The 26,843-nt window shown below is 62.3% G+C and carries 32 protein-coding genes; 22 read left to right on the top strand and 10 right to left on the bottom strand.

Going from position 1 to position 26,843, the window contains the following annotated elements; translation table 11 throughout:
- Window positions 1-206 precede the first annotated feature (206 nt).
- Window positions 207-584, top strand: coding sequence for a hypothetical protein (locus tag ACX3P1_RS09715; protein ID WP_459079365.1), 378 nt, complete (start codon window positions 207-209; stop codon window positions 582-584).
- 204 nt (window positions 585-788) lie between these two features.
- Here ACX3P1_RS09715 and ACX3P1_RS09720 read toward each other — a convergent pair whose 3' ends face one another.
- Window positions 789-968 (bottom strand): hypothetical protein, encoded by a 180-nt coding sequence (locus ACX3P1_RS09720; protein WP_459079455.1) that lies wholly within the window; start codon window positions 966-968, stop codon window positions 789-791.
- On the opposite strand from ACX3P1_RS09720, the gene rcdA reads away from it, so the two are divergent.
- From rcdA to ruvB, 6 genes are all read left to right on the top strand, one after another.
- The gene (gene rcdA / locus ACX3P1_RS09725; protein ID WP_459079366.1) at window positions 931-1,461 is read left to right on the top strand and encodes a protease adaptor protein RcdA; all 531 of its coding nucleotides are present in this window, start codon (window positions 931-933) and stop codon (window positions 1,459-1,461) included. The two genes, ACX3P1_RS09720 and rcdA, sit on opposite strands and share 38 nt — an antisense overlap.
- Window positions 1,462-1,530: 69 nt before the next feature.
- Window positions 1,531-2,040 (top strand): crossover junction endodeoxyribonuclease RuvC, encoded by a 510-nt coding sequence (gene ruvC / locus ACX3P1_RS09730; protein ID WP_459079367.1) that lies wholly within the window; start codon window positions 1,531-1,533, stop codon window positions 2,038-2,040.
- 89 nt (window positions 2,041-2,129) lie between these two features.
- Window positions 2,130-2,393: an AbrB/MazE/SpoVT family DNA-binding domain-containing protein gene (locus ACX3P1_RS09735; RefSeq protein WP_459079368.1), complete on the top strand. Its 264-nt coding sequence runs from the start codon at window positions 2,130-2,132 to the stop codon at window positions 2,391-2,393.
- Window positions 2,371-2,805, top strand: coding sequence for a type II toxin-antitoxin system VapC family toxin (locus ACX3P1_RS09740; protein WP_459079369.1), 435 nt, complete (start codon window positions 2,371-2,373; stop codon window positions 2,803-2,805). The genes ACX3P1_RS09735 and ACX3P1_RS09740 overlap by 23 nt, the downstream gene beginning before the upstream one ends.
- Window positions 2,806-3,426 carry a Holliday junction branch migration protein RuvA gene (ruvA, locus tag ACX3P1_RS09745; RefSeq protein ID WP_459079370.1) on the top strand — a complete coding sequence of 207 codons (621 nt, stop codon included), beginning with the start codon at window positions 2,806-2,808 and terminating at the stop codon, window positions 3,424-3,426.
- Window positions 3,427-3,469: 43 nt separating this feature from the next.
- Window positions 3,470-4,507: a Holliday junction branch migration DNA helicase RuvB gene (gene ruvB, locus ACX3P1_RS09750; protein WP_459079371.1), complete on the top strand. Its 1,038-nt coding sequence runs from the start codon at window positions 3,470-3,472 to the stop codon at window positions 4,505-4,507.
- A gap of 51 nt (window positions 4,508-4,558) precedes the next feature.
- Here ruvB and ACX3P1_RS09755 read toward each other — a convergent pair whose 3' ends face one another.
- Window positions 4,559-5,806 (bottom strand): glycoside hydrolase family 5 protein, encoded by a 1,248-nt coding sequence (locus tag ACX3P1_RS09755; RefSeq protein ID WP_459079372.1) that lies wholly within the window; start codon window positions 5,804-5,806, stop codon window positions 4,559-4,561.
- A gap of 66 nt (window positions 5,807-5,872) precedes the next feature.
- Here ACX3P1_RS09755 and ybgC point away from each other — a divergent pair, with 66 nt between their 5' ends.
- From ybgC to ACX3P1_RS09815, 12 genes are all read left to right on the top strand, one after another.
- Complete coding sequence (ybgC, locus tag ACX3P1_RS09760; RefSeq protein WP_459079373.1) at window positions 5,873-6,340, top strand: tol-pal system-associated acyl-CoA thioesterase; 468 nt, start codon at window positions 5,873-5,875, stop codon at window positions 6,338-6,340.
- A 280-nt stretch (window positions 6,341-6,620) separates the two neighbouring features.
- Window positions 6,621-7,331 carry a protein TolQ gene (gene tolQ / locus ACX3P1_RS09765; protein ID WP_459079374.1) on the top strand — a complete coding sequence of 237 codons (711 nt, stop codon included), beginning with the start codon at window positions 6,621-6,623 and terminating at the stop codon, window positions 7,329-7,331.
- Window positions 7,332-7,339: 8 nt separating this feature from the next.
- Complete coding sequence (gene tolR, locus ACX3P1_RS09770) at window positions 7,340-7,795, top strand: protein TolR (RefSeq protein ID WP_459079375.1); 456 nt, start codon at window positions 7,340-7,342, stop codon at window positions 7,793-7,795.
- Window positions 7,796-7,797: 2 nt separating this feature from the next.
- Window positions 7,798-8,964: a hypothetical protein gene (locus ACX3P1_RS09775; RefSeq protein WP_459079376.1), complete on the top strand. Its 1,167-nt coding sequence runs from the start codon at window positions 7,798-7,800 to the stop codon at window positions 8,962-8,964.
- A 35-nt stretch (window positions 8,965-8,999) separates the two neighbouring features.
- Complete coding sequence (tolB, locus tag ACX3P1_RS09780) at window positions 9,000-10,310, top strand: Tol-Pal system beta propeller repeat protein TolB (protein ID WP_459079377.1); 1,311 nt, start codon at window positions 9,000-9,002, stop codon at window positions 10,308-10,310.
- Window positions 10,311-10,544: 234 nt separating this feature from the next.
- Window positions 10,545-11,051: a peptidoglycan-associated lipoprotein Pal gene (pal, locus tag ACX3P1_RS09785; RefSeq protein ID WP_459079378.1), complete on the top strand. Its 507-nt coding sequence runs from the start codon at window positions 10,545-10,547 to the stop codon at window positions 11,049-11,051.
- Window positions 11,052-11,273: 222 nt separating this feature from the next.
- Window positions 11,274-12,377: a tol-pal system protein YbgF gene (gene ybgF / locus ACX3P1_RS09790; RefSeq protein WP_459079379.1), complete on the top strand. Its 1,104-nt coding sequence runs from the start codon at window positions 11,274-11,276 to the stop codon at window positions 12,375-12,377.
- Complete coding sequence (gene tilS, locus ACX3P1_RS09795; protein WP_459079380.1) at window positions 12,371-13,795, top strand: tRNA lysidine(34) synthetase TilS; 1,425 nt, start codon at window positions 12,371-12,373, stop codon at window positions 13,793-13,795. The genes ybgF and tilS overlap by 7 nt, the downstream gene beginning before the upstream one ends.
- A 114-nt stretch (window positions 13,796-13,909) precedes the next feature.
- Complete coding sequence (gene ftsH, locus ACX3P1_RS09800) at window positions 13,910-15,847, top strand: ATP-dependent zinc metalloprotease FtsH (RefSeq protein ID WP_459079381.1); 1,938 nt, start codon at window positions 13,910-13,912, stop codon at window positions 15,845-15,847.
- A gap of 166 nt (window positions 15,848-16,013) precedes the next feature.
- Complete coding sequence (locus ACX3P1_RS09805; RefSeq protein WP_459079382.1) at window positions 16,014-16,337, top strand: ArsR/SmtB family transcription factor; 324 nt, start codon at window positions 16,014-16,016, stop codon at window positions 16,335-16,337.
- Window positions 16,334-16,783: an SRPBCC family protein gene (locus tag ACX3P1_RS09810; RefSeq protein WP_459079383.1), complete on the top strand. Its 450-nt coding sequence runs from the start codon at window positions 16,334-16,336 to the stop codon at window positions 16,781-16,783. The genes ACX3P1_RS09805 and ACX3P1_RS09810 overlap by 4 nt, the downstream gene beginning before the upstream one ends.
- A 66-nt stretch (window positions 16,784-16,849) precedes the next feature.
- On the top strand, window positions 16,850-17,071 hold the full coding sequence (locus ACX3P1_RS09815; RefSeq protein WP_459079384.1) for a hypothetical protein: 222 nt from the start codon (window positions 16,850-16,852) through the stop codon (window positions 17,069-17,071).
- Between the two features lie 82 nt (window positions 17,072-17,153).
- Here the strand turns inward: ACX3P1_RS09815 and ACX3P1_RS09820 are convergent, their stop codons facing one another.
- Window positions 17,154-17,816 carry a hypothetical protein gene (locus ACX3P1_RS09820; RefSeq protein ID WP_459079385.1) on the bottom strand — a complete coding sequence of 221 codons (663 nt, stop codon included), beginning with the start codon at window positions 17,814-17,816 and terminating at the stop codon, window positions 17,154-17,156.
- Window positions 17,817-17,875: 59 nt separating this feature from the next.
- The gene (locus ACX3P1_RS09825; RefSeq protein ID WP_459079386.1) at window positions 17,876-18,154 is read right to left on the bottom strand and encodes a hypothetical protein; all 279 of its coding nucleotides are present in this window, start codon (window positions 18,152-18,154) and stop codon (window positions 17,876-17,878) included.
- A gap of 290 nt (window positions 18,155-18,444) precedes the next feature.
- Between ACX3P1_RS09825 and glmM the strand changes: the two genes are divergently transcribed.
- The 3 genes from glmM (at window position 18,445) to ACX3P1_RS09840 (ending at window position 21,774) form a co-directional block, all read left to right on the top strand.
- Complete coding sequence (gene glmM, locus ACX3P1_RS09830; protein WP_459079387.1) at window positions 18,445-19,797, top strand: phosphoglucosamine mutase; 1,353 nt, start codon at window positions 18,445-18,447, stop codon at window positions 19,795-19,797.
- 178 nt (window positions 19,798-19,975) lie between these two features.
- A complete protein-coding gene (locus tag ACX3P1_RS09835; protein ID WP_459079388.1) occupies window positions 19,976-20,836 on the top strand; it encodes an outer membrane protein in 861 nt (286 codons plus the stop codon).
- A gap of 248 nt (window positions 20,837-21,084) precedes the next feature.
- On the top strand, window positions 21,085-21,774 hold the full coding sequence (locus ACX3P1_RS09840) for an outer membrane protein (RefSeq protein ID WP_459079389.1): 690 nt from the start codon (window positions 21,085-21,087) through the stop codon (window positions 21,772-21,774).
- Between the two features lie 174 nt (window positions 21,775-21,948).
- On the opposite strand, the gene ACX3P1_RS09845 is transcribed toward ACX3P1_RS09840, so the two are convergent.
- From ACX3P1_RS09845 to ACX3P1_RS09870, 6 genes are all read right to left on the bottom strand, one after another.
- A complete protein-coding gene (locus tag ACX3P1_RS09845; protein WP_459079390.1) occupies window positions 21,949-22,977 on the bottom strand; it encodes a tyrosine-type recombinase/integrase in 1,029 nt (342 codons plus the stop codon).
- 174 nt (window positions 22,978-23,151) lie between these two features.
- The gene (locus tag ACX3P1_RS09850; RefSeq protein WP_459079391.1) at window positions 23,152-23,487 is read right to left on the bottom strand and encodes a phage head closure protein; all 336 of its coding nucleotides are present in this window, start codon (window positions 23,485-23,487) and stop codon (window positions 23,152-23,154) included.
- Window positions 23,484-24,716, bottom strand: a complete 1,233-nt coding sequence (locus ACX3P1_RS09855) for a phage portal protein (RefSeq protein ID WP_459079392.1) — start codon at window positions 24,714-24,716, stop codon at window positions 23,484-23,486. The genes ACX3P1_RS09850 and ACX3P1_RS09855 overlap by 4 nt, the downstream gene beginning before the upstream one ends.
- Window positions 24,713-25,246, bottom strand: a complete 534-nt coding sequence (locus ACX3P1_RS09860; protein WP_459079393.1) for an HK97 family phage prohead protease — start codon at window positions 25,244-25,246, stop codon at window positions 24,713-24,715. Before ACX3P1_RS09860 ends, ACX3P1_RS09855 begins: the two co-directional genes overlap by 4 nt.
- Window positions 25,243-25,506, bottom strand: a complete 264-nt coding sequence (locus ACX3P1_RS09865) for a head-tail connector protein (RefSeq protein WP_459079394.1) — start codon at window positions 25,504-25,506, stop codon at window positions 25,243-25,245. The genes ACX3P1_RS09860 and ACX3P1_RS09865 overlap by 4 nt, the downstream gene beginning before the upstream one ends.
- Complete coding sequence (locus ACX3P1_RS09870) at window positions 25,506-26,744, bottom strand: phage major capsid protein (RefSeq protein WP_459079395.1); 1,239 nt, start codon at window positions 26,742-26,744, stop codon at window positions 25,506-25,508. The genes ACX3P1_RS09865 and ACX3P1_RS09870 overlap by 1 nt, the downstream gene beginning before the upstream one ends.
- Window positions 26,745-26,843 lie beyond the last annotated feature (99 nt).

Genomic DNA, 26,843 nt, shown 5'->3' on the forward strand with positions numbered 1-26,843 from the left:
GAGGGGGCTTGGCTTCCCCGGTGCTTTGCCGCGTGAAATAAAACGGTGCATCCATTTGGCTGACTCCTGCCGGCGTATCTCGGTGTGCTAATATAGCGGCGCCGGCGCCGTTTGCCGGCGCACGATCCGCTGCCCGACAGACGGCGCATCGTGCTTGTCGCATACCCATTCCCGCACCGGGAAAAGGCAAATCGGAGGAAACCGCCATGCAAGGGGTGGCAAGGAATTTTTTCACGCTGGCGATCATCTACGCATTGTGCGGGATGGCGCTCGGGATCGATATGGCGATCACGCAGGACCACACGCAAATGCCGGTCCATGCCCACACGATGGTGGCCGGATGGCTGATGTCGGCCGTGTTTGCCTTCTTCTATCATCTGTTTCCGGCAGCGCGGGAAAAGGCGCTGGCGCAGGTGCATTTCTGGCTGACGGCAATCAGTGGGATCGGCCTGCTTATCGGCCTTTACCTCCTGCTTGCGGGCAACGAAGCCATGGAAGCGGTGACGGCGGTTTCGTCCATGGGCTTTTATGCCGGGTTCGTGCTGTTCGCCATTATCGCGCTGCCGGTGGTCTGGCGCAAATGAGCCGCCAAGCGACGACAAAAGCCTTTCTGTTTTGAATAAAATTGTGCCGGGTTAACGGCTCGTTAAGCTTTACAGGTGTTTACTATCGGCATCCAGTGATCTGGATTCTTACCAAGTGGTTGGAGCCACTTTGTTTGACGCCTCCCTGTTAAACTCCTGAGAGCCGCTTATTCGCGGCTCTTTTTTTTGCGCGCCGCCGCAACTTCACTGCGCTTCCGGCGTTAACCCTTTGTTAAACATATCCTTGCCAAGCCCGTTCGCGAGGCGCATTTTCCCGACCTTGGTTGTATAGAAAGCGGGCGCGGCAATAGGCCTTGAGTCGGCCGCTTTCAGCAGGGGCGCAGCAATGAACGAACCGTCGAGGGAAAGCGTGAAAACGATCAAACTGGCGGAGCGCCGTGTTTTTTCGCAGTCCTTCAAGCCGCTTTATAATGAAGGCATGGGGCTGGTCGAGGAAACCGCTGAATATCTCGACGGCGAGGGCCGAGCCGAGGCGAAAAAGCTGTCGAGGCTGGGCGCGACGCTTTACGCGGCCGAGTCGATGCGCCTGACCACGCGGCTGATGCAGATCGCCTCTTGGCTGCTTTTGCAGCGCGCGGCCAACTCCGGCGAAATGACGCGCGACCAGGTCGCATCGGAAAAATCGAAAGTCCGGCTGGATACCGCTTCCGCCCACGAGGATGCCACGGGCTGGAACGAACTTCCCGAAGCCTTTCTCGGTCTCGTCACCCGTTCCTTGCGCTTGCAGGCGGTGGTGCGGCGCGTGGATGAAGAGGTCTACGGTTCGGCAATGGGCCCGGCGGCTCCGGGCGTTCGCCGCCTGAACCCGGTGTCGGACCAGATATCGCTGCTGAACACCGCTTTCGGCCGCGGCTGAATTTCCTTCTCGTTTCTGGTTTGTTCACTTTTTGCTGGCATCGCTTGCCGCGAAAGGTAGACTTTGCTCATGGCGGAAGCGATTCGCATCATTGGTATCGATCCGGGGCTTCGCCGCACCGGCTGGGGCATCGTCGAGAGCCTCGGCAATTCGCTGCGCTTCGTCGCCTCCGGCACCATCAAGTCCGACGACAAGGCGGCATTGGCCTACCGGCTTTGCCAATTGCATGACGGGCTGGTCGACGTGCTGCACGCGGCGATGCCGCACGAGGCGGCGGTGGAGCAGACTTTTGTCAACAAGGATGCGGTCGCCACGCTGAAGCTCGGCCAGGCGCGCGGCATTGCCATGCTGGTTCCGGCGCGCGCCGGACTGGTGGTCGCCGAATACGCGCCCAACGCCGTCAAGAAAACGGTGATCGGCGTCGGCCATGGCGACAAGAAGCAGATCCACATGATGGTCAAGGTGCTGCTGCCCAAGGCCACTTTCGACAGCGAACACGCCGCCGACGCGCTCGCCATCGCTATCTGCCACGCCCATCATCGGCAAAGCGTGGCGTATCGGCTGGCGCTGGTCGGGTAGCGCGAAAGGGTTGCACATATACCGGTTCGGCGCGCCTGTTCTTGACTTGTTCTGCTTGGCGCAGTAAGTAATACCGGAGAGGTATTACCATGCGCGTCACGACAAAAGGTCAGGTTACGATCCCGAAGGAAATTCGTGATCGCCTGGGCATTGGCCCCGGCTCCGAAGTCGAGTTCGTGGAGCGCGATGCCGTCATTTTGCTGGAAAGGCGAGAGGCTGCACCCGAAGCGGGGGAGCAGAGCTTCGATGAATGGGCTGCGAGTATCGCCGGCACATTCGACACGATGGGCATGGACGGAAAGGCCTATGTAGACTGGCTGCGGGGACCTCGTGAAGATCTCGACCCTCGTTGACACCAATGTCCTGATCGACATTCTCGGCCCGGTGGAACTGGCAACACGGCGCTGGTCGTTGGCCGCGCTGAAGCACACGCTGGGTGAAGGACCAATCGTCTTCAGCGCAATCGTCTGGGCCGAACTGTCGAGACCTTCCCTCGGCGAGGAGGCGCTGTCGCGTATCTTCGCCTGGCTTCGGCCGCTTCGCGAGGACTTTCCTTTCGATGCCGCTTTTTCGGCTGGAACGGCGCACACGCAGTACCGCCTGCGTGGCGGAAAGCGGGAAAGAACCCTGCCGGACTTTCTCATCGGCGCGCATGCCATGGTCGCGGGGCATCGTCTGTTGACGCGGGATGCGGGCCGATACCGCTCCTATTTCCCCGGCCTCAACATATTGAGTCCCGAGACCTACGCCCTGGAGAACGAGTAAATGATCGGCAAGCTCAAGGGCACACTGGACGAGATCGACGAGGACCACTGCATCGTCGACGTGCATGGCGTCGGCTATGCGGCGTTCTGCTCGACGCGCACGCTGGCTGCGCTGCCTTCGCCCGGCGAGGCCGTGGTGCTGTTCATCGAAACCTATGTGCGCGAGGACATGATCCGGCTCTACGGCTTCCAGTCGGCGCTCGAACGTGACTGGTTCCGGCTGCTGATGGGCAATGTGCAAGGCGTCGGCGCGAAAGTAGCGCTCGCCATCCTGTCGACGCTGTCGCCGGCCGACCTCGCCAACGCGATTGCGCTGCGCGACATCGCCATGGTTTCGCGCGCGCCCGGCGTCGGCAAGAAGGTGGCCGAGCGCATCGTCACCGAATTGAAGAACAAGGCCCCGGCCTATGCCGGTTCGGCATCCGGCACCATCGGGCTGAAGCAGGAACTGGGCGAGGGCGTCGCGCCTGCGCCGATCGCTGATGCCGTATCGGCGCTGGTCAATCTCGGTTATTCGCGCGACACCGCCGCCAATGCCGTTGCCGCCGCACTCAAGACCGCAGGCGAGGACGCGGATTCGGCCAGGCTCATCCGTTTTGGGCTGAAGGAACTGGCGCGGTGAGCTGTTGCTTGCTTGAGGGGCTTGCGCATGGCAGGACGGGCCGATGAGCCTTTCTCCACGCCTGATCACACCGGAAAAGCGCGGCGAAGACGCCGAACAGACGCTACGCCCGCAAACGCTGGACGATTTCGTCGGGCAGGCGGCGGCGCGCGCCAATCTGAAAGTGTTCATCGAGGCGGCCAAGGGGCGCGGCGAGGCGCTCGACCATGTGCTGTTCGTCGGACCGCCCGGTCTTGGCAAGACGACGCTGGCGCAGATCATGGCGCGGGAACTCGGCGTCAATTTCCGCTCGACCTCCGGCCCGGTCATCGCCAAGGCGGGCGATCTGGCGGCCCTTCTCACCAATCTCGAGGACGGCGACGTGCTGTTCATCGACGAGATCCACCGGCTGTCGCCGGCTGTCGAGGAAATCCTCTATCCGGCGATGGAGGATTTCCAGCTTGACCTGATCATCGGCGAGGGGCCGGCCGCGCGCTCGGTGAAAATCGACCTTGCCAAGTTCACGCTGGTCGCCGCCACCACGCGGCTTGGCCTTTTGACCAACCCGCTGCGCGACCGCTTCGGCATCCCGGTGCGGCTTAATTTCTATTCCGTCGAGGAACTGGATCTGATCGTGCGGCGCGGCGCGCGCATTTTGGGCATGCCGCTCGGCGATGACGGCGCGCTGGAGATCGCGCGGCGCGCGCGCGGCACGCCGCGCATCGCCGGACGGCTGTTGCGCCGCGTGCGCGACTTCGCTTCCGTTGCGGGCGACGGCCATGTCGACCGCCGGATCGCCGACGAGGCGCTGACGAGGCTGGAAGTTGACACGCTCGGCCTCGATTCGCTCGACCGGCGCTATTTGTCGATGATCGCGCAAAATTTCGGCGGCGGGCCGGTCGGTATCGAAACGATTGCTGCGGGCCTTTCCGAACCCCGCGACGCCATCGAGGACATCATCGAGCCTTATCTGATCCAGCAGGGTTTTATTCAGCGCACGCCGCGCGGGCGCGTTTTGACGGCCAATGCCTGGCGGCATCTCGGCCTCGATGCGCCGAAGGATCTGGCGCAGCAGCAGATCAATTTGTTCCAGGAGGAGTGAGAGGGCCGATGCTTTTGCTCCCCTTGGCGGGATGAGCTATGCGTCGGGTACCTACTTCGCCAATTCCCGCATCATCTCCATCATCTCCGGTTCGGCTTTTTCCCCGTCGAAGGCGTCGACGATGCCGAAGGCTCCACCATAGCCCCAGATCGACCATGAAAAGCCGCGCTTCTCCGCCAATGCGATCATGTCGCGCGCATAGGCGGCACGGTATTTGCCGGGCACGACATGCGGGTTGCCATATTCCTGCCGGATCATGCCGAACTCGCCCAGCGTGACGTCTTGCGGCTTGACGCCGTTGGCCTTGGCCCAGGCTTCGGCCTGCCTGAACGGCGCTTCCATTTCGGCGCGCAGCTTCTGCCCGGTGTCGATGTCGGCGACCTGTTCATCGAGATAGGCGAGTAGGCCGGCACGGCGCGCCAATGGCGCTTCGGTCTTTATCTTCCGCCGGATGGCGTCGAGCGTGCTTTCCAGTTCGGCATGGGAGACAGCCGTCAGCGGGTAGGGCAGGCCGGTGACATAGCGGATGAAGTCGCCAGCCCAGGTCGCGCCCTGATGGGTGAGCAGGAAGGGCTGGTAGGAATGGAACGTCCAGATGACGTTGTCGTCGGGAATGATCTTCGGGTCGATCGCGGCCAGGCTTTCGGCATTCGAATAGCAGCCACCGCTCAGCACCAGCGTCAACCGCGTCGCCGAGGACCGCGCGGCGGCGAACAGGTGCTTCAGTCGCTGCGGCCAGACATTCGTGCCGTCGCAATCCACGACCGGCTCGTTCATCGGCTCGAACGCGACCTTGCCCGGGTCTTCGCCGGCAAGCGTGCGCGCCATGGTGCGGACAATCTCCAGATAGCGCTCGAACAGGGCCGGATCGGCCATCACCTCGTCCATGCCGACGGTTCCATTGCCGCCGGACGGCGTCAAATGCAGGTCGACCACCACGTTCAGCCCGGCGCGGTTGATGAGCCGGACCGAATCCAGCACGCTGGCATAGAGATTTTTGCGTAGTGCCGCCGTCTTGTCCAACAGGAAGGGCGCGGGGTCGACCGGCATGCGCAGGAAGTCGAAGCCCGCATCCTTCAGCGCCCTGAAATCGGCATCGCCGAGAGACTTGCGCCACTCGGGAAAGGGCAGGATCACGGCGGGATCGGCCCACTGGTCTTCGCCGGCCCATGTCGTCCATGGGTCGAGATTGAGGCCCCGCTGCATGGCGAAGCTCGCGGCTTGAGACGGCAGCGCCATCATCAGGCCGAGCGCCAATGCCATTATCAGGGTCTTGATCGTCGCCATCAACAATGTCATCGCGTTGGGGCCATCGCATTCGATTGAGCTAGGGCCTGCCCCTTCGGCAGCGAAAAGGAAAGCGTTATGGACGATCATGGTGAATCGGCAAAAGCGCTCGCAGCCGGCCTTTCGGGCGTTCTGACGGATTTCGGCCACCGGCTTCTGGCGCGGGTCTATTATGCCGACACCGATTTTTCCGGCGTCGTCTACCATGCGCGCTATCTCGAATTCCTCGAGCGCGGCCGCTCGGATTTCCTGCGGCTGGCCGGCGTGCATCACACGGAACTGGCTGACGGCAAGCACGGCGAAAGGATCGTCTGGGTGGTGCGGCGCATGGAGATCGACTTTCGTGCGCCGGCGCGCATCGACGACATTCTCACCGTCGAAACCCGCGCTGACGAGATTTCCGGTGCGCGCATCGTCATGGCCCAGCAATTGAAGCGCGGCGACGAGTTGCTGGTCGAAGCGAGCGTCCAGGCTGCCATCATCGGCGAGAATGGCAAGCCACGGCGCTTTCCCAAGGAATGGATCGCGGCCTTCATGCGGAAATAGGCGCGGGCGCGAGCATCTCGGCAAACCGCGCCGTTGCCTATCTAAGCGCCATCTTATGCGTCATTCGGCTCCTAACCGATCCTTAACCATAACAGTTCATGAAAAGATTGGTGAAAATGGAAGGGACCGAGCGCCTTCCTTTCACCAAGATTTGCCCTGAAAAGGCCGCGGACGCCGCATTTCTCGAGGCCGTACGCGGATAACGGGCGAACGGAACAACTAGGAATGCGCAGGGGCCAGCCGCAAGCCACGCCCGGAAAATCTTTTAAGGACCTCAGGAATGGAAAATATCGCTCTCGCCGAACCGGGCGCGCACTTGTCGATTTGGGCACTGTTCATACAGGCCGGTTGGGTGGTCAAGCTGGTCATGCTGGGCCTGATCGTGGCTTCGGTATGGAGTTGGGCGATCATCGTCGACAAGCTGGTTTCGTACGGGCGCATGCGGGTCTCGCTCAACCGTTTCGAGCAGATTTTCTGGTCGGGGCAGTCGCTGGAAGAACTTTACCGCACGCTGGCCGACCGCAAGACGACCGGCATGGGCGCGATTTTCGTGGCCGCCATGCGCGAGTGGAAGAAGAGCTTCGAGAAGGGCGCAAAGTCGCCGCTCGGCTTGCAAAACCGCATCGACAAGGCGATGGACCTGGCCCTGACCCGCGAAATGGAGACGCTGGAGGGCCGGCTCGGCTTCCTCGCCACCACCGGATCTGCCGCGCCCTTCATCGGCCTGTTCGGCACGGTCATCGGCATCATGACCTCGTTCCAGGCGATCGCGGCGTCGAAAAACACCAGCCTTTCGGTGGTGGCTCCCGGTATCGCCGAGGCACTGCTGGCCACCGCCATCGGCCTGCTCGCCGCCATTCCCGCCGTCATCGCCTACAACAAGCTGTCATCGGACGCGAACAAGATCGCCGTGAAGATGGAAGGGTTTGCCGACGAGTTCTCCGCCATACTCTCGCGCCAAATCGATGAAAAAGTAGCGCAGAAAGTTTAGGACCGATCATGGGAATGTCTATGGGCTCCGGTGGCTCAGGCCGAGGCGGACGCGGTGGCAGGCGGCGTCGCCAACACGGCGTGATCTCCGAGATCAACGTCACGCCGATGGTCGACGTGATGCTGGTGCTGCTCATCATCTTCATGGTGGCCGCGCCGCTCCTGACCGTTGGCGTGCCGATCGACCTGCCGGACACGCAGGCGAAGTCGATGAACGCCGATACGCAGCCGATCACCGTTTCGATCAACGATACCGGCAAGGTCTATCTGCAAGAAACCGAAATCCCTATCGAGGAGGTGGTGGCCAAGCTGCAGGCCATCTCCAAGACAGGCTATGAGGAGCGCATCTTCGTGCGCGGCGACAAGACCGCCGACTATGGCACCGTCATGAAGGTGATGGCCCGCATTTCGGCCGCCGGTTACAAGAATATCGGCCTCGTCACCTTGCAGGAACAGGATCAGTAATCTTGAAGGCGGGTCTCACCACATCGGTGATCTTGCACGCGGCGGTGCTCGCCTTCGGGCTGTTTTCGCTGTCGGCGCCTTCTGCGCTGGAAGTGACCGACATCGAATCGATGCCGGTCGACATCGTTCCGCTTTCGGAAATCACCCAGATCCAGCAGGGCGACAAGAAGGCGACCATGCACGACAAGCCCGCGCCGACGCCGACCGAGCGGCCCGACGTGGTCGCCGATGCCCAGAAGGTTGGCGAAAACAGCGTCGATACCGACAAGCCGGTGACGCCGGAGGCCAAGCCGAAGCCGGTGGAAGAGGCTGCCGCCCCGAAGCCCGCACCGGAATCGAAAGAGCCGGTCAAGACCGAGGACGTTCCCAAGCCCAAGGAAGAGCCCAAGCCCGTGCCCGCCACCGACGTGGCGCCGGTGCCGCAGCTCAAGGAAGAGGTGAAGCCGGAGCCGGTCAAGCAGCCCGATCCCAAGCCGGTGCCTATCAAGGAGCCTGAGGCGAAGCCGGAGCCACCCAAGGAAAAGGCGGCCGAGAAGCAGCCGCAGCCCGAGGTCAAGCCGGATGCGGTGGCCGAGGCCATTGCCGCCGAGCCGCCGACGGAGACGGTGCAGTTGCCTGACGCGGCGCCCGCACCGGACGCGCGTCCGCAGCCGCGGCCGGCACCAGCCGAAACCGCGAAGGCGCCGGACCGCAAGAATGCCGACAAGCCGGTCAAGGAAGCTTCGGCAAGGCCGCAATCGAAAGACAAGGAATTCGACGCCGACGCCATTTCCGCGCTTTTGAACAAGCAGAAGGCTTCCGGCGGCGGCGCCAAGCGCTCGACCGAGCAGGCTTCGCTTGGCGGCGATAAATCGACCGGCGGGGCCAAGCTGTCGCAAAACGAGATGGACGCGCTGCGCCAGAAACTGGGCGGCTGCTGGAGCATTCCGGCAGGCGTGGACGATGCCTCGACGCTAAAAGTTTCCGTGCGCTTCCAACTGGACCGCTCGGGCATGCTGCAGGGGCGTCCCGAAATCGTTGCCGGGGGTGCCCCGTCCGGACCCGGCAGGACGGCGGCCGAATCCGCCGTTCGCGCCGTGCAGAAATGCGCGCCGTTCAACCTGCCTGCCGACAAATACGATACCTGGGCCGAAGTGGTGGTCAATTTCGATCCGAGCGACATGTTCTGACGAACGCCGCCAAAAGGACAAAAGAGGTTTATGGCATGAAGAAGCTGCTTTCTACGCTGATGATGATAGGCGCCCTCGCCACCGGTCTTGCCGGGCTTGCCACTGTGCCGGCCCATGCGCTGGTGACGATCGACGTCAACAAGGGCAATATCGAGCCGCTGCCTGTCGCCATCACCGACTTTCTGGCCGGCGACAAGCTCGGTACCGAGATTTCCGGCATTATCGCGGCAGACCTGAAGCGATCCGGCCTGTTCGCGCCGATCGACAAGTCTGCCTTCATCGAAAAGATTTCGAACCCCGACGTTGCCCCCCGCTTCGACGACTGGAAGGTCATCAACGCGCAGGCGCTGGTCACCGGCCGCGTCACCAAGGAAGCCGACGGGCGCATCCGCGCCGAATACCGGCTGTGGGACACTTATGCCGGCCAACAGCTTTCCGGCGAGCAGTTCTTTGCCAATGACAGCAATACGCGCCGCGTCGCCCATATCATCGCCGACGCTATCTATGAGAGGCTGACCGGCGAGAAGGGCTATTTCGATACCCGCATCGTCTTCATCGACGAGTCCGGCGCCAAGAACGCGCGCGTAAAACGCCTCGCCATCATGGACCAGGACGGCGCAAATGTGCGCTATCTTTCCAATGGCAAGGCGATCGTTTTGACGCCGCGTTTCTCGCCGAACCGTCAGGAAATCACCTATATGTCCTATGAGGGAGGCGAGCCCCGCGTCTATCTGCTGCAGATAGAAACGGGCCAGCGTGAGCTGGTGGGCAACTTTCCCGGCATGACCTTCGCCCCCCGCTTTTCGCCAGACGGCCAGAAGGTAATCATGTCGCTGCTGCGCGACGACGGCAATTCCAACATCTTCACCATGGATCTGCGCAGCCGCTCGACCACCCGGCTGACCAATTCGACGGCCATCGACACCTCGCCTTCCTATTCGCCGGACGGTTCGAAAATCGTCTTCACCTCCGATCGGGGCGGGCGCGCGCAGATTTACGTGATGGGCGCGGACGGGTCCGGCCAGACCCGGATTTCGTTTGGCGACGGCACCTACTCGACCCCTGTGTGGTCGCCGCGCGGCGATCTCATCGCCTTCACCAAGCAAACGGCCGGCGAGTTTCAGATCGGCGTCATGCGCACCGACGGCTCGGGCGAGCGCATTCTTTCTTCCGGGTTCCAGCAGGAAGGGCCGACCTGGGCGCCAAATGGCCGCGTGCTGATGTTCTTCCGCGATTCTGCCGGCGGGCCGAAACTGGTTTCCGTGGACCTGACCGGCCGCAATGAGCAGTCTATCCCGACCGCGAACTTTGCATCCGATCCGGCATGGTCGCCCTTGCTGGAATAACAGCGCGGCAATTCTTGGAATCGACGAAGAAAGAGGCCATTTATGGCCTCTTTTTGCATCTACGTCGCGTTTTGGCCGTATTTTGGCCTAGGGTCCGCGTGAAATATGGCCTCGGACAAAGGGCTGCGGACGGCAGCCGAAACCGAATTTTAACCGTGTTTGTTGAATGGCGGTTAACCCAAAGATGGTTACTGACCGATCAATAGATTCACTCGAATACGAAGGAGAGGCGGCATGCGCCGTATCGCGAAACTAGCAACAAATCCGGTCATGATCGCGCTTTTCGCCTCGCTGGCGATTGCCGGTTGCGCTTCCAAGAAAAACCTCAACAGCGCTGCCGATCTCGGCCTGAATGGCGCCGGTGCCGCGTCGCCGGGTTCGGCCCAGGACTTCACCGTCAATATCGGCGACCGCATCTTCTTCGATACGGACTCCACCTCGATCCGCGCCGACGCCCAGCAGACGCTCGCTCGCCAGGCCCAGTGGCTGAACAAATACGGCCAGTACCGCATCGTCGTCGAAGGTCATGCCGACGAGCGCGGCACGCGTGAATACAACCTCGCGCTCGGTGCTCGCCGCGCTGCCGCGACGCGCGACTTCCTTGTCGCCAAGGGTGTCGCGGGCAACCGGCTGAAGACCATTTCCTACGGCAAGGAACGCCCCGTGGCCGTCTGCGACGACATTTCCTGCTGGTCGCAGAACCGCCGCGCCGTCACCACGCTTGCCGGCGCCGGCAGCTGATCGGTATTTTTGCAACACATATTCGGGGAAAGGCGGCCGCAGGGCCGCCTTTTTCATGTTTGGCAGCCGCAAACAAAATTTGGCCGAAGTCTGGCGTCCTGCTAGAAGGCCAAAGTGCCGGATACGACGGCGGGCCCAGTAATGCAGTTGCCTTGTGATGCAGTTGCCTTGCTCGACGGTCGGTGCGGTGCGAACGTTCACTGGTTTCATGGCGAGAGGCATATGCATTTCAGATCAATCCTGAGCGGCACGCTGGCAGTGCTGTTTGTGTCCGGCACGGCGGCCTTCGCCGCCGGCATCGGACAACCGACTTCGTCGGAAAGCGGGTTCTCCTTCCACCTGCCGACGATCAACCTTCCCGGCGTATTCAGCGACAAGAAAACGGCCCCGACCCAACTGGCTCCGGCCCAAATGGCCCAATCCAGCGGCGCGGGGGTTACCGAACTGGAAAACCAACTGCGCCAGATGAACGGCAAGATCGAGGAACTCAATTTCCAGGTCTTGCAGATGCAGGAGCAGATCCGCAAGCAGCAGGAGGACAATGAATTCCGCCTGCAGCAGTTGGAGCAGGGCGCACCGGCCGGGCAGAAGAAGTCGGAGGCCGGCGCTGGCAACACCAGCGTCGCCCAGGCGCCGGTGGCTGCCCAGCCCCCGGCTGCCGGCCAACCCCCCGCCGATGGCCAGAGCGTCGAAGACGTCATCATCGATTCCGGGACCGGCGACCCCGGCACACTGGTGCCCGGCAGCGGCACTGCAGCGGCAGGCGCGGGAGCAACAGGCGCGCCGGCCAAGACGTTCGGGACGATCACCGTCGACAAGAACGGGAATGTGGTGGATGCGGGCGGCAACACCCAGTCGACCACGCCCTTTGCATCGGGGCCGGCGGCGAGTTCTTCGGACGGCGGGTCGCAAGGCGCGGTCGTTGCCGCGCTTCCGGCCACCGACAATGCCGACGAGCTTTACCGCAATTCCTATCAGTTCATTCTTTCGGGCGACTACAGCACGGCGGAGCAGGGGTTCCGCGACCATATCAGCCGCTTCCCTAAGGACGCCAAAACGGCGGATGCGCGTTACTGGCTCGGTGAATCGCTGCTCGGCCAGCAGAAATACCGCGATGCGGCTGAAATCTTCCTCGCCGCCAGCAAGAACTATCCGAAGGCCAAGAAGGCCCCCGACATGCTGCTCAAGCTTGGCGTTTCGCTTGTCGGCCTCAAGCAGCGGGATGTCGCCTGCGCCACCTTCGGCGAAATCGGCAAGCGCTATCCCAATGTTTCCGGCGCGCTGAAAGAGCGCATCAAGCAGGAACGGGCACTGGCCTCGTGCTGACATCGCCCCGGGCGGAAGCCGGCCCTGCTGCCGAAACCGACCCCGTTGCCGACGCAGATTTGCCTGACAGTCTCTTTTCTTCAATCGACTTTTCCGGTGGCGCGCTCGTTGCCATTTCCGGCGGCAGCGATTCAACTGCCCTGCTTCTTCTCCTCAAGCGATTTCTCGACCGCAATGCGCCATCGGCGCGGCTTCTGGCCGTCACCGTCGACCACAATTTGCGGTCCGGCTCGGCTGCGGAAGCGCAGGCCGTTGGCCGTCTATGCGCCGAACGCGGGATCGCCCATCTGACCGTTGCGTGGACTGGCCCCAAGCCGTCCTCGGGCGTGTCCGTCGCCGCGCGCGAGGCGCGCTACCGGCTGTTGGCGCGAGCCGCCTGCGATGCAGGAATAGGTATCGTCCTTGCCGGCCACACCGCCGACGACCAGGCCGAGACGGTGCTGATGCGCCAAGCGCGCCTGGCGGCCGACGCCCGTACCGGCGCGCGCGGCCTTGCCGGCATGGCGCCGGCGACCCTTTACGATTGGAAGACGTGGATCGTGCGGCCGCTGCTCGGCACGCGCCGCGCCGCCTTGCGCGATTTCCTGCGCGGCGAGGGAACGGGCTGGGCCGACGATCCGACCAATCTGGACCCGGCATATGAACGCCCCCGCATCCGGGCACTGATCGACGGGCGCGGTTTCGCGCAGGCCATCGCCCTTGCCGGCCGCGAGGCCGCCGCGCGCGAAACAGCCAGCTTGGGCGCTGCCGCGCTGGTCCGGGCCTTTGCCAGCCAGCCGGCCGCCGGGCTGGTCCGGCTCGATCCCGCTTTTGCAAAGGGTGACGAAAGTGCCGCCATCGTCGCGCTACGGGTTCTGCTGGCGACGATGGGCGGGGTTTCGTTTCCGCCTGACGAGGCCCGTGCGGCAGCACTTCTGGCGAGGTTTGGCGGCACGCCGTTTCGCGCCACATTGTCGCGGGCTGTCGTCGATGTCAGGCGCGCCGGCATCTTCCTTTACCGCGAGCTACGCGACCTGCCGGCGGCCGCGCCGGCTTTTGACGGCATGGTCTGGGACGGCCGCCGGCGCATCAGACTGCCCGACAGCTTTACCGCGTCCATCGTCGCGCCTGCCGGCTCCAGCGCGCAGTCGAGCGGCCTGTCGGGGCAAAACGACGTTCCGGCCAGTCTTTTTCGGGCCGCGCACGCCGCCGAACCCGTGTTTTCCGGCAATTCTGCTGAGCAAGGTTCCTCGTCCGGCCACCTCCGGCATGGGCTGATCTCGCCCGTCGTTGCGCCCTTTGCCCGCTTCCTGCCCGGTTTCGATCTCGCGCTTGCCGCAGCAGTCGCCGCCCTTGTCGGCGCGCCGCCGCTGCCGGCCTCGCCGCTGATGGATCGTCAAGCCGACCAGGGGGCCGATCCGCAGGGCATCAAAGCTTAACCGAGACGCGCGGTTGTGCTTGGCAAGGCCGGGCGCGCTCCCTATGTTAGGGCAACTTCTTGCAGCGTGCGCGGCCGCCGGCCGTGCCAACGGGAAATCCCAACGGGACAATTGATGAATCCGAATTATCGCAATCTGGCGCTCTGGGCGATTATAGCGGTTCTGCTGATCGCGCTCTTCAATCTGTTCCAGACCCCGCAGACGCGCGGGGCGTCGACCGACATCCCCTATTCGCAGTTCCTTCAAGATGTGGATGCTGGGCGCATCAAGTCGGTGACTATCGCGGGCGAACGCATCAGCGGCAGCTACATCGACAACGCTACCGGCTTCCAGACCTATTCGCCGGGCGACCAGTCGCTGGTATCGCGGCTTGAGACCAAGCAGGTCACCATCAACGCGAAGCCCGAGACGGACGGCTCCAACACGCTGTTCGGCTATCTGATCTCCTGGCTGCCGATGATCCTGATCCTCGGCGTGTGGATATTCTTCATGCGCCAGATGCAGTCCGGCTCCGGCCGCGCCATGGGCTTTGGCAAGTCGAAGGCCAAGCTTTTGACGGAAGCGCATGGGCGCATCACCTTCGGCGACGTTGCCGGCGTGGACGAGGCCAAGGAAGACCTCGAGGAGATCGTGGAGTTCCTGCGCGATCCGCAGAAATTCCAGCGGCTCGGCGGCAAGATCCCGCGCGGCGTACTGCTCGTCGGCCCTCCCGGCACCGGCAAGACCTTGCTGGCGCGCTCGGTGGCTGGCGAAGCCAATGTGCCGTTCTTCACCATTTCCGGCTCGGACTTCGTTGAAATGTTCGTCGGCGTTGGCGCAAGCCGTGTCCGCGACATGTTCGAGCAGGCCAAGAAGAACGCGCCCTGCATCATCTTCATCGACGAAATCGACGCGGTCGGCCGCCATCGCGGCGCCGGTCTTGGCGGCGGCAATGATGAGCGCGAGCAGACGCTGAACCAGCTGCTGGTCGAGATGGACGGTTTTGAGGCGAACGAGTCGATCATCCTGATCGCGGCCACCAACCGTCCCGACGTGCTCGATCCCGCGCTGCTGCGTCCGGGCCGTTTCGACCGTCAGGTCGTGGTGCCGAACCCCGACATCGTCGGCCGCGAGAAGATCCTGAAAGTGCATGTGCGCAACGTGCCGCTGGCCCCCAATGTCGACCTCAAGGTCATCGCGCGCGGTACGCCGGGCTTCTCGGGTGCCGATCTTGCCAACCTCGTCAACGAAAGCGCGCTGATGGCGGCCCGCCGCAACAAGCGGCTCGTCACCATGGCCGAGTTCGAGGACGCCAAGGACAAGATCATGATGGGCGCGGAACGCCGCTCCTCCGCCATGACGCCGGCCGAGAAGGAACTGACCGCCTATCATGAGGCCGGCCATGCGGTGATGGCGCTCAACGTGGCGTCCGCCGACCCGCTGCACAAGGCGACGATCATTCCGCGCGGCCGCGCGCTCGGCATGGTCATGCAGTTGCCGGAAGGCGACCGCTACTCGATGAGCTACACATACATGATCTCGCGTCTCGCCATCATGATGGGCGGCCGCGTGGCCGAGGAGTTCAAGTTCGGCAAGGAAAACATCACGTCTGGCGCTTCCTCCGACATCGAGCAGGCGACCAAGCTGGCGCGCGCCATGGTGACCCGCTGGGGCTTTTCCGACAAGCTCGGCCATGTCGCCTATGGCGACAACCAGGAAGAGGTGTTCCTCGGCCATTCGGTCGCGCGCACGCAAAATGTCTCGGAAGGGACGGCGCAGATCATCGATGCCGAAGTGCGCCGCCTGATCGACGAAGCCTATACGGCGGCAAGGAACATCCTGACCAAGAAGAAGAAGGAATGGATCGCCATCGCCGAGGGGCTGCTCGAATACGAGACGCTGTCGGGCGAGGAGATCAAGCAATTGATCGCCGGCAAGAAGCCGTCCCGCGACCTTGGCGACGATACGCCGACCAGCCGTGGCTCGGCCGTTCCCAAGGCCGGCGGCACCGCGCGCGGCAAGAAGAAGGGCCCCGAACCGGAAGGCGGCATGGAACCGCAACCGCAAGGGTAGGGGTTCTTCCTGAGAATTTGACGAAAACGCCGCGGCATGCCCGCGGCGTTTTTGTTTCTGCACCGATGGCCCTCCTCATCGGCATGAAGGTTCCTTCGATACCCCTTGACTCATTCATAACCGATCAGCTATGTAATAATTAATAGCTGGATGGTTATGAATCGATATGCCGGAATCCCATGACATTCTTTTCAGGTCGTTGGCCGATCCGACGCGCCGCGCAATTTTCGAACGGTTGTGCCGCGAGGGAGAGCAGACCGTCGGCGCTTTGACGGCGCAGGCGGGCATTTCTCAGCCGGCTGTCTCCAAGCATCTCGCTATCCTGAAACAGGCAAGGCTGGTGCGCGACCGCCACGAGGGGCGCCAGACGCATTACAGCGCGCAACTGGATGCGCTGGCGCCGCTGGCCGACTGGACGAGCGAGATGACCGGTTTCTGGCAAAGCCGGTTGGATGGGCTCGAAGATTTGCTCAAGAGGATGGACCAATGAACGACATTTCACCCGAACTAGGCACGGTCCCCGAAATACGCACCGTCATTGTCGAAAGGGAATTTCCTCATCCGCCCGAAAAGCTCTGGCGCGCGCTGACGCAGCCGCATCTGATCGAGGAATGGCTCATGAAGAACGATTTCAAGCCTGCCGTGGGGCATCGCTTCAACCTGCGCGGAGACTGGGGCGGTGTGCTGGATTGCGAGGTCCTTGCCATCGAGTCGGCCAGAACGCTGTCCTACACGTGGGACTTTGCCCATGACGATCCGGCCTACGATCTGAGAAGCGTGGTGCGCTTCACGCTTACCCCCACGGACACTGGCACTCATCTGCGTGTCGAGCAATCGGGCTTCCGCCCGGATCAAAGGCAGGCCTATGGCGGCGCCAGGGTCGGCTGGCAGCAGTTCCTCGAAAAGCTGGAACAGGTTGCGGCGAAGGCAGGCTGACTGCTGCCGAACCGTAGATCGAACGGCCGTCCGGCTGGGCGGCGGCTTATATCGAAGGAGGATTCATTGCGCTGGAACACGTGGATCAGGCAAGGCCATCGCTGGCTTGCGATCATCTTTACTCTGACCGTCGCCGCCAATTTCGCGGCGATGGCGCTGGGGCAGCCCCCCGCCTGGATCGTCTATTCGCCCCTGTTGCCGCTTTTCCTGCTTCTGTTCAGCGGGCTTTACATGTTCGTTCTGCCCTATGTCGCCAGGGAACGCGGCGGACGGCGCGTCGAGGGGTAGCAACGGCGTGCTTGCAATAAGGGCAAGAAAAAACCCGCGGGGCGGATGCCTCGCGGGTTTTTCAAAGTCGGTTTTTTCAGGATCAGCTCTTCAGCCGGGTGTTGCACAGGCTGTAAAAGCCGCCGCCCTTCTGGATCCATCGCAGGCCGCCAAGCGTGTCGGCGTCCTTGTTGGCATAATACTGGTCGAGGCAGGTGTGCATGCGCGCCTTGCCGGGGGTTTCGTCGTTGTATTTGTTGGCGATGGCGCTCGGGAACTTGACGCCGCGCGGCGCCCTGGCGGTCGGCGCTGCCGGTTCCCGGTCGTACTTCGCCTCGGTCGGGTTCGGCACGGTATCGTCATCGGTCGCGCCGGCGCCGCACTCGGCCTTGCGGAAATCGTTCCACTTCATGCCGCCCAGCGTGTTGCCAGACTTCGCCGCCTGATATTTGGTGCTGCACTCAGCCATGCTCAGGCCCTTGGGCTCGTCGGCGGTAGCGGCGGTCTTGGTCTTGGTCGCCTTGGAAGGCGCTGCAGCGGCAGTTGCACCGGCGGCGCATTCGCTCTTGCGGAAATCGTTCCACTTCATACCGTTCAGCGTACCAGCTTCCTTGGCGGCCTGGTATTTTACGCTGCATTCCTTCGCCGTCAGCCCTTTGGGCTCGTCGGCGGTAGCAGTCGTCTTGGTCTTGGTCACCTTGGCGGGTGTTGCGGCGGCAGTTGCGCCGGCGGCGCACTCGCTCTTGCGGAAGTCGTTCCACTTCATGCCGTTCAGCGTGTCGGCTTCCTTGGCCGCCTGGTATTTTACGCTGCATTCCTTCGCCGTCAGCCCCTTGGCTCGTCGGCAGTAGCAGTCGTCTTGGTCTTGTCAGACTTGGAGGTCGATTTCTTGTCGGGCTTCGTGGCCGCGTCGGCATCGGCGGCGCATTCGGCCTTGCGGAACTGGTTCCACGTCTGGCCGTCGAGGGTGCCGGCATCCTTGGCCGCGTTGTACTTCGTGCTGCATTCGGCCATGGTGAGCGCGCTTGCCGGCGAGGCCAGCAATACGGTGGCCACGGCCAGTCCAGCCAGACTGGTCAGTGTGGCAAGTCGATTAATGAGCATGTAACTCTCCGTTGGATGCCGCCGGGAACGCACCCGAAAAGCAATAGCGCTCCACAAGGATTTGCGCCAGACCCTAGTCTGCACAGCACATAGCCGCGAATACGCGAAAATCATGGCAGACGCGGCGTTCGGCCCGACAAAAAAATGGGAACGGCGCCGGCTAAAGGCAGCGACCGCAAAAAAGGAACCCTTTCTCAGGATTCGTAACATAAACTCACACATTGTGATGCAGTAGTTCGCCGTTTGTGGCAGTAAAAGCCGACCGAGCGCAGCTAGGGACAGGTACGCGGATGGGACGTTATTTCGGTACGGATGGTATTCGCGGGCGGGCCAATAAATTCCCGATGACCGCCGAGATCGCCATGAAGGTGGGGATGGCCGCTGGCCTTTCCTTCCAGCGCGGCAGCCATCGGCACCGGGTCGTGCTCGGCAAGGACACCCGCCTTTCCGGCTATATGATTGAAAGCGCGCTCGTCGCCGGCCTTTGCGCGGCCGGCATGGACGTGTTCCTGCTCGGGCCTATTCCGACGCCGGCCGTCGCCATGCTGGTGCGTTCGCTGCGCGCGGATATCGGCGTGATGATTTCGGCCTCGCACAATCCGTATTTCGACAACGGCATCAAGCTGTTCGGTCCCGACGGCTACAAATTGTCCGACGAGATCGAAATGCGGATCGAGGCGATGCTCGATGACGACATCGAAATGGCGCTCGCTGATTCCGACGGGCTTGGCCGCGCCAAGCGCGTCGATGGCGTCCATGACCGCTACATCGAATTCGCCAAGCGCACGCTGCCGCGCTCCATGTCGCTTTCGGGCCTCAGGATCGTCGTCGATTGCGCCAATGGCGCGGCCTACAAGGTTGCGCCTGCCGTGCTTTGGGAACTGGGCGCGGAGGTCATCTCGATCAACGACGATCCCAACGGCTTCAACATCAACAATGAATGCGGCTCGACGCATCCTGCCAGCCTGCAGAAGAAGGTTCACGAGGTTCGCGCCGATATCGGCATCGCGCTCGACGGCGACGCCGACCGCGTCGTCATGGTCGACGAGCAGGGCGAGATCGTCGACGGCGACCAGATCATCGCGCTGATCGCCGAAGCCTGGCTGCAAAGCGGGCGCCTGGCCGGCGGCGGCGTCGTTTCCACGATCATGTCCAATCTCGGCCTCGAACGTTTCCTAGGTGGCTTGAACCTGCAACTGCACCGCACCAAGGTCGGCGACCGCTATGTCGTGGAACATATGCGCGCCAACGGCCTCAATGTCGGCGGCGAGCAGTCCGGCCACATCGTGCTTTCCGATTTCTCGACCACCGGCGACGGCCTTGTCTCGGCCTTGCAGGTGCTTGCCTGCATCAAGCGGCAGAACCGGCCGATGAGCGAGCTTTCCCGGAGGTTCGAGCCGGTGCCGCAATTGCTCAAGAACGTTCGCTACTCGGGCGGCGGCAAGCCGCTTGAGGACGCCTCCGTCAAGGCCGCGATTGAAGAGGCGCGCGCCCGCCTCGGCAATGCCGGCCGCGTCGTCATCCGGCCCTCCGGCACCGAACCACTCATCCGGGTCATGGCCGAAGGCGACGACCAGACGCTGGTCGAGGCGGTCGTCAACGATCTGGTTGAGATCATCTCGGAAACCCGCAGCGCGGCCTGAACTTGCCGGTCAGCGTTTTCTGACAGCCGGGCCGCGCGGCCCAGTGCAATCCTCAATTTTTAACGGATCGTGGTTAAGCGACAGGGTTAAACAGGATTTAACCATTGCCCATCATTATCCAGCCCTGAAGGCATCAATTTCGCACCGTTTCTGCCGCGGTTTCAGGGGTCAACAGCCTATGTTTTACTTTACCAGGTCAGCCCTCGTCGTCGCGATGGCGGCAGGCATGGCGGTCCCCGCGCTGGCTGCCGACCTCTATGAGCCGCAGGTGGTGGAGGCCCCGCCGCCGGTAATCCAGGACGTGCAATATGGCGGCTGGTATATCCGCGGCGATCTGGGCTACCACAAGTCGAAATTCCAGGGCGCCGATTATATCACCTATGGCGCCGAGAATTGCGGCCCCTGCGGCGGCGCCATTCCGGTGCCCGGCAGCAAGTCGTTCGATTTTGGCAAGCTCAAGGGCGGGTTCTCGTTCGGCGGCGGTGTCGGCTACAAGGCCAACCGCTATCTGCGCACCGACTTTACGGCGGACTACTGGTCCAAATCGGATTTTCGCGGCCAGACGTCCGACGCCAATTTCGTATCCGTCGATACGTCCAGCTTCAGCGCCCTTTTGCTGCTTGCCAACGCCTATGTCGATCTCGGCACCTGGAACCGCATTACGCCCTATGTCGGCGCGGGCATCGGCGGCGCGTTCGTGAAATGGGACGATTTGCGCAACACCTTCCCGGGCGTTGACGACCGCCATGCGGGCGCGAAGAGCTGGCGCTTCGCCTATGCTCTGTCGGCGGGCGCGTCCTATTGCCTGACCGACAATCTCGACCTCGACGTCGGTTATCGCTTCACCCACATCAACAGCGGCAAGATGTTCCATTATACCGGTTCGTCCGCCGGCGGGCCGGGCGCTGGTCCGGGCTACGACAAGGGCATCAATTCGCACGAAGTCCGCGGCGGCCTGCGCTACTCGTTCGGCGCCGCCAGCAGTTGCGTGGAACCGGAAACCGTGGCCTACGAGCCGGAGCCGATCTACACCAAGTAATTCATCCCATTCAGACAGCAAAGCCGCCCGGCATCGTCCGGGCGGCTTTCGTTTGTGCAGTGCTCTTGTGTGTTGATCTCGTTCGGGGACAGGGCGTCCTCCATCTGTGGCGAAATCGTTCCCCGGAAGTCCATTTGCTAACCCGCTGTTATCCTTAACCAGCATTTAACCACTATGGTTAACAATGATCCTCGAACCGGTGGCTGTCATGCGAATGTGGCCAGGGGCAACTTCGGGAGTTGGGGACCATGAAACTCGAAATTCGTATTGCGCTGGCGCTGGGTGCCGCCGCGCTCACGCCACTGGCGCCCGCGCTCGCCGCCGATTACGACCCGCCCATCTATGTCGATCAGGCGCCGGAGTACCAGCCGGTCGAGGTTGGCTCGGGATGGTATCTGCGTGGTGATGTCGGCTACAGTTTCGGCGATCCAGTCTACGATTTCGAACTCCTGGGCGAGGAGACGAAACACCAGCGTTTCACCGGCGGGCTGGGCGTCGGCTACCATTTCGATGACTGGCTCCGAGGCGACGTGACGCTGAATTACCTCGGCGGCGACACATACGACCTCTCCAATGTCGGCAGCGCCTCGCACACCATGTGGAGTGGCCTCGTCAACGGCTATGTCGACCTTGGCACCTATGCTGGTCTGACGCCTTATGTCGGCGGCGGCGTGGGCGTGCTGTTTTCGCAGCACAAGATCGATGTCAATGCTCCCGCCGTTGGGCTGATCGTCGACTATGACGACAAGCAGCAGAAGTTCGCCTATGCCTTGAATGCGGGAGCAAGCTACAAGGTTTCCGACAACGTCTCGGTCGATATCGGATATCAGTTTCTGTCGTCGCCTTCAGCAGAATATCTGGATACGGACAGTTTCGAGATCAAGAAGGGCATCGACCTGCACCAGGTCAAGGTCGGGCTGCGCTACGATCTCTGGTAAGCATCTTTCCGGTTTTACCACCATCGCGGCGGGCTTTCGGGTCCGCCGTTTTCGTTTCGGCCTTCCGCGCCCGAAGCGAATATCCTGCCCGCGACAAAAACTTTCCTCTTGACGCCGAAGGCCTGAGCGAATATCGCCGTCCGTGGGCCACCACTCCCCAACGAGGGACGGTGTTCATTTCGCTTTTCTCCTTTTATTCCAATTGCTTGCGCGCTTCGTTGTGCCGGCTTGTGTCAGTGGTGTGTCAAAAAGCACGTCCGTGACGGTCTTATCCTCGATTGCATGGGCATAGGTGCGCAGGACTGTGGTGGCGTCTTTCCACCCGCCGCGCTCGGCTACCGTCTTAACGTCAAAGCCCTTGTGCAGCATCGTGGTTGCGAAGCCGTGACGGCAGCAATGCGGCGTCAATCGCTTGATGCCGGCGCGCTTCGCGACGTTGTTCCATGCGCAGCGGACACTGCCCCGCTCGGCATAGCCGAAAACCGGCTCATCGAGCTTCCGATTGGACGGTATATTGGCGAGCGCAGCGACGACTTCGGCCGGCATGTGAGCGACACGGCTCCACGGCGTCGGCTTGAATAGATAGAGGGTCGCGCGTCCCGTCGACAAATCAACGTCTGCCCAAGTCATCCGACAGCTTTCGCCAATGCGCGCCGCCGTCCCGAACATGAAGATGCACAATGCGCCTAGGTGCGGCAGGTCATCCTTGGTCGCCTGAGCGTGGAACGCCCTGACCCACTCGACAGTGGCCGGCGTCTTGACTTCCGGGTTTTCGGTGTACCGCTTGACCGAAATGCGGGGGCACCATCCCAGCCCGGAGGCATAGTTGATTGCCGCCTGTGTAGGCTTGATTACCTGCCGGTTCCACGTCGGTTCGTTGGCATTAGGATAGATTTTCTTCGCCGCGCGACGCACGGTTTCTGCGTGAATATCTTCGACCGCCGTATCTCGCCAGTGCTCCGCAAGTTTCAGCAGAAATCGATCCGATTTGCCCGCGTCGAGGTATGCGCTGAATACCTCAGCCATTGTCAATCCTGCCGCCGGCCCATCGAAATGACGTTGCCAGGCACGCCTTTCGACTTCCGCCTTGACCCTTTCGGCGACTTTGCGGTCAGCCGTTTTTGTAGAGCCGCGAAATCTGCGCCCGTTAACGGAGCCTCGATAGTGCCAGATCGCACCACGTTTGAAGATTTCGAGGGGCATGGGCGGGTCGCCTCCATGAGTTGCTGAACATCGTCTGCCGTAAAGATCATCCGTTTCCCGAATTGAGAGCAAGCGCCTATTGAGCGTGCCGTCTGCCGCAAGGTCCGTTCCGCGACGCCAAGATGCGCGGCCAATTCTTCCGGCGTGGTGTATTCGGGGAGTAGCGCCATCCGCTCAACCTCCCATCTTCGCCGTGATTTCAAGGAAGCGGTTGCGGCCTTCCTTCGTCTCCTTCACGCCGAGAATTTCCCAGGTGAGGCCGTCATAGGCGAACCGGTCTACAGAGTTGACAGTTGCCTGAGGCCCACCGTTGCGAATGACAAAGCGGCTCACCAGCTCGGAAACGATACCGCCATAGGCAACCCGTTCGGTGTCCGACACATCGGAGCGCGATGCAGAGACGGTCGCCAACGGCAACCATTCCACAATCTGGTTGCCAGCACCGTCGTCTCCGACCACGGTGTAGCGCTCGATGACTATGCGCCGATCAAGACTGCCCGTCCCCGTCATTCCGCCTCCTCGGTGCCCGGCTCAGTGCCGCGCTCGTCAAGCGGAACCATGTTGAGTGGCGACAAATATTCATCGCCGCCGTCGATCTCCGGCAAGTTCTCCCAGCCGCGGATTTCGTTCGGGCTGAGCCAGCCCCATTCGCGGCCGATGCGATAGCCCTCATAGCGAGCCTTCATGTCGCCGCGCAGCAGGCCGGCAAGATCGTGCTCGATAAACAGCGTCTTGCGGCTTTCGGTCGGCAACAGCGCTACATTCATGGCTTGCTCGATGCGCTTGGCCATCGGTGCCAGGCACCGCACGACAAGCGCGCGGCTTTCCATCTCGACATTGGAATAGGTGCCATGATCGAGTATCCCCACCACGGTTGGCGGAACGCCCCAGATCCGGCAAATGTCGAGATTGGTGAGCTTGCGGCTTTCCAAGAACTCGGCATCCTTGGCCGTCATGGAAAAGGATTTCCATTCTGCGCCGCCGTCCAGCACCATCACGTTTGACGTGATCGTGTTTGCATTGATCTTCGCCGCCAGCGCGCTGAGTGCTCCATCCTTCTTTTCGCCGCCGATCATGTTCGGGAAGATCAGCGCGCCGGAAGGCCGGTTGCCCTTTGCCGCCAAGCCCGCCGCCGTGTCTTGCTGTGTGAGCGCCAGGTTGAACGTTTCGCGGGCAAGCTGGATAGGCGAAAGCCCCATCACGCCGTCGCGGGCGAGCCGGTAGCGCAGATGCAGGAATTCATCTTGCAGGTACACGCGAATACCGCCGGCACGGTTTGTCACGCGATACCGCAGCCGGCCGCTTTCCAGCCGCTCGACCGCAACCGTGCCCGGATCGAGCGGTGTCAGGCCGATCACCTGCCCCCGCCCGTTCCATTCGAGCGTGGCATAGGCGTTGCCGGAAACCAGCAGGCTGGCAATCAGCATTTCGCGAGCCTCAAAGGCCGTCATCACGCCGTTCGGCGCATCGTGCAAAACGCCATAAAGCGGATAATCGATCGCGCGTTCACGCCCGCCATTGCTGGCGCGGCGATAGACATTCAGCGGCATAGCCGCGAGCGCACCCGAAATCAGAGAAATGCAAGCGCCGGCCGTGGCAAGGCCGCTGGCGCGTTGCGGATCGACATAGGCGCCGGTCGTGCCGTTCATGCCAAACCACTCGGCAAGATAAGGGTCGCTCGACGCGATCCGGGTTTCGGAACGGCTTTCGCGCCGCAAAAGACGGTCAAGAAAGCTCATTGCATCAACTCCAAAATCCTGAGCGCGCGGTCGGCATAGAGCCGGAACGGTGCCGGTGTTTCGAGCGAGCGCGCATGAATGACGGTGCCGTCGTAGGCCGGCCATGCCAGCACAACGGATATTTCGTGAAGCTCAATGCCGCGCAGCTCGCGGCGGTCGCCGTCGCGATGTTCGTCGAAGGCGGTGAAACCGAAGGACATGCCGCCCAAATCGCCACGCGCGGCAAGCGCCAGCACGTCACGGCCGTGCGAGGTGTCGGGCACGTCCAGGTCGAAGGCGAGGCCCTTGCTATCTTCGGACAGCCTGAGCGAGCCGGAACGGGTGCGGGCGAGAACGCGGCCCGGATCGTGATCGACTAAAGCGAGAATGTCGCCGTTGCCGCGAAGCGAGGTTGCGAAGGCACCAGGCGCGATGGTTTCGACAAAGCGCCCGCCTATATCGGCCGGGTTGTTGAAGGTCGCCGCATAGCCTTCCAGCTTGCGGCCATTGGTGCGAAGCTCGATTGCGAGCGCGCGGCGTTCGGTTTTCATAGCGACACCTCCCGGTAAGGCGCGCAAAGCCGATCGATCATGCCGGCCGGCTCGGCGGCCACGTCCTCACGGTGATCGTAGAAGAAGGCCGTCAGCATAAGCGTTGCCTGGTCGACGGCAGGCGGGACCGGCGCGGTCTGAGTGTCCACGCCGATCTTTGCCAGATAATCGCCCGCAGCCGCGAGCATGGCGGTGATAACCGCATCGTCGTCGTCATGGTCGACGCGACAGAATGCCTTTGCGTCCGCGAGCGTAATCATCAGCCCGTGATCTCCATCCAGCGGAAACCTTCGGGGTGACGCACAACCACGTCGGCGTCGAGGAAGGCATGCAGAAGAACGCCGCCCTTGGAAGCCACGCTATCCGCATAGGGGTTCATCAGGATATCGACGCCCGACCAGTAGCCGATATAGAGCGAGGCCCATTCGCCATAGATCAGCGCGCGAGTGTCGGGAGCCGGATCAACTCCAACAGTGACAACCGGAACCTGAGTGCTCGTCTCGACGCGCTCGGCATGGAATGTCTCGGAAATCGGAATAACGCGGTTCGTCGTATCCTGAATTTTTCGGGCAATCGCCATGACGGCCGGGTGGGTCAGAAAGGCCCGCGTTCCGGTCACGTCGTCGGTTTCCAGCGCCGCGATCATATCGGCCGTGGCGTCCGAAGATAGCGCCGCATCGGTAAGTGCCGTCACGCCCGTGTCGGCCATGATGCCGGTCGGCTCATTCGTGCCGCCGCCCTTGATGCCAGCCAGGTCGAGCGCCTGAGCAAGAATGAAGCCAATATCGCGGCGAAGGATGGTTTCAATCGCCTCGTTCGATTGCAGCACCATGCGGCGCGAAAGCTCGTACTGCCCCGAAACCGTGTTCGGCGACATGCTCTTTTTCTCGAACTTGGCATCGCTGCCCGTGGTCGCGGCATGTTCGGCAATCCAGTGAGCGGCTCCGCTCGCATTGAGGCGCGGCAGGTCGAGATTGCCGGTCAGGCCCCGCAGCACGGTTGCGCCAAGCGCTTCGACTTTCAGCGCCGGCCGGCGATGATCGGTCATGGCCGCAAGATCGGTGCGCACTAGATTGCCGCCGGCATTGCCGGCCGGGGTGGTGGTGGTGATCGCGCGGCTTTCCATGCTGCCCAGGAGGATTTCGGTCGGAACCATGAGGCCGCGCGTCTCGCGCCCCTTGGACAATTCCTGATGCACCTCAGCTTCAAGGCCGCTCAGCTTGCCGGCAAGGCTTTCCGTAGTCGCCTTGGCGAGCGAGTAGTTGCGCAACTCGCGCCGCGTGTCGGGTCCAGAAACATGCTCGCCCGATGCTTCAAGGCGCTCAAATTCAGCCATGCGTTCTGCGCGGTCGATTTGGCCGGTGAGCGCCTCAGCTTCCGTTTCCAGCGTCCTGAAGCGGGTTTCCTCGTTTTCTTCGAGTTTTTCCTTGCTGTGCAGGGTACGCATTTCGGTAATCTTCGCGGCGCGGTGCTCTTTAAGGTCTTGTAGTTTTGCCATCGTAGTTCTCCATCAAAGGGACTGGACAGTCGTCACGACGTTCAATCCGGGTTTCAATTAAGGTCCATCGGGCCGGCAAAGCCGACGCTGGGAAATGCC

The organism is Mesorhizobium sp. A623, from assembly GCF_054489405.1.

Bases quoted from the DNA above. Each gene is read 5' to 3' on its own strand.
- ACX3P1_RS09715 (WP_459079365.1), top strand. From the start codon at position 207: ATGCAAGGGGTGGCAAGGAATTTTTTCACGCTGGCGATCATCTACGCA.
- rcdA (WP_459079366.1), top strand. From the start codon at position 931: ATGAACGAACCGTCGAGGGAAAGCGTGAAAACGATCAAACTGGCGGAG.
- ruvC (WP_459079367.1), top strand. From the start codon at position 1,531: ATGGCGGAAGCGATTCGCATCATTGGTATCGATCCGGGGCTTCGCCGC.
- ACX3P1_RS09735 (WP_459079368.1), top strand. From the start codon at position 2,130: ATGCGCGTCACGACAAAAGGTCAGGTTACGATCCCGAAGGAAATTCGT.
- ruvA (WP_459079370.1), top strand. From the start codon at position 2,806: ATGATCGGCAAGCTCAAGGGCACACTGGACGAGATCGACGAGGACCAC.
- ruvB (WP_459079371.1), top strand. From the start codon at position 3,470: ATGAGCCTTTCTCCACGCCTGATCACACCGGAAAAGCGCGGCGAAGAC.
- ACX3P1_RS09755 (WP_459079372.1), bottom strand. From the start codon at position 5,806: ATGACATTGTTGATGGCGACGATCAAGACCCTGATAATGGCATTGGCG.
- ybgC (WP_459079373.1), top strand. From the start codon at position 5,873: ATGGACGATCATGGTGAATCGGCAAAAGCGCTCGCAGCCGGCCTTTCG.
- tolQ (WP_459079374.1), top strand. From the start codon at position 6,621: ATGGAAAATATCGCTCTCGCCGAACCGGGCGCGCACTTGTCGATTTGG.
- tolR (WP_459079375.1), top strand. From the start codon at position 7,340: ATGGGAATGTCTATGGGCTCCGGTGGCTCAGGCCGAGGCGGACGCGGT.
- tolB (WP_459079377.1), top strand. From the start codon at position 9,000: ATGAAGAAGCTGCTTTCTACGCTGATGATGATAGGCGCCCTCGCCACC.
- pal (WP_459079378.1), top strand. From the start codon at position 10,545: ATGCGCCGTATCGCGAAACTAGCAACAAATCCGGTCATGATCGCGCTT.
- ybgF (WP_459079379.1), top strand. From the start codon at position 11,274: ATGCATTTCAGATCAATCCTGAGCGGCACGCTGGCAGTGCTGTTTGTG.
- ftsH (WP_459079381.1), top strand. From the start codon at position 13,910: ATGAATCCGAATTATCGCAATCTGGCGCTCTGGGCGATTATAGCGGTT.
- ACX3P1_RS09805 (WP_459079382.1), top strand. From the start codon at position 16,014: ATGCCGGAATCCCATGACATTCTTTTCAGGTCGTTGGCCGATCCGACG.
- ACX3P1_RS09810 (WP_459079383.1), top strand. From the start codon at position 16,334: ATGAACGACATTTCACCCGAACTAGGCACGGTCCCCGAAATACGCACC.
- ACX3P1_RS09820 (WP_459079385.1), bottom strand. From the start codon at position 17,816: ATGAAGTGGAACGACTTCCGCAAGAGCGAGTGCGCCGCCGGCGCAACT.
- ACX3P1_RS09825 (WP_459079386.1), bottom strand. From the start codon at position 18,154: ATGCTCATTAATCGACTTGCCACACTGACCAGTCTGGCTGGACTGGCC.
- glmM (WP_459079387.1), top strand. From the start codon at position 18,445: ATGGGACGTTATTTCGGTACGGATGGTATTCGCGGGCGGGCCAATAAA.
- ACX3P1_RS09835 (WP_459079388.1), top strand. From the start codon at position 19,976: ATGTTTTACTTTACCAGGTCAGCCCTCGTCGTCGCGATGGCGGCAGGC.
- ACX3P1_RS09840 (WP_459079389.1), top strand. From the start codon at position 21,085: ATGAAACTCGAAATTCGTATTGCGCTGGCGCTGGGTGCCGCCGCGCTC.
- ACX3P1_RS09845 (WP_459079390.1), bottom strand. From the start codon at position 22,977: ATGCCCCTCGAAATCTTCAAACGTGGTGCGATCTGGCACTATCGAGGC.
- ACX3P1_RS09850 (WP_459079391.1), bottom strand. From the start codon at position 23,487: ATGACGGGGACGGGCAGTCTTGATCGGCGCATAGTCATCGAGCGCTAC.
- ACX3P1_RS09855 (WP_459079392.1), bottom strand. From the start codon at position 24,716: ATGAGCTTTCTTGACCGTCTTTTGCGGCGCGAAAGCCGTTCCGAAACC.
- ACX3P1_RS09860 (WP_459079393.1), bottom strand. From the start codon at position 25,246: ATGAAAACCGAACGCCGCGCGCTCGCAATCGAGCTTCGCACCAATGGC.
- ACX3P1_RS09865 (WP_459079394.1), bottom strand. From the start codon at position 25,506: ATGATTACGCTCGCGGACGCAAAGGCATTCTGTCGCGTCGACCATGAC.
- ACX3P1_RS09870 (WP_459079395.1), bottom strand. From the start codon at position 26,744: ATGGCAAAACTACAAGACCTTAAAGAGCACCGCGCCGCGAAGATTACC.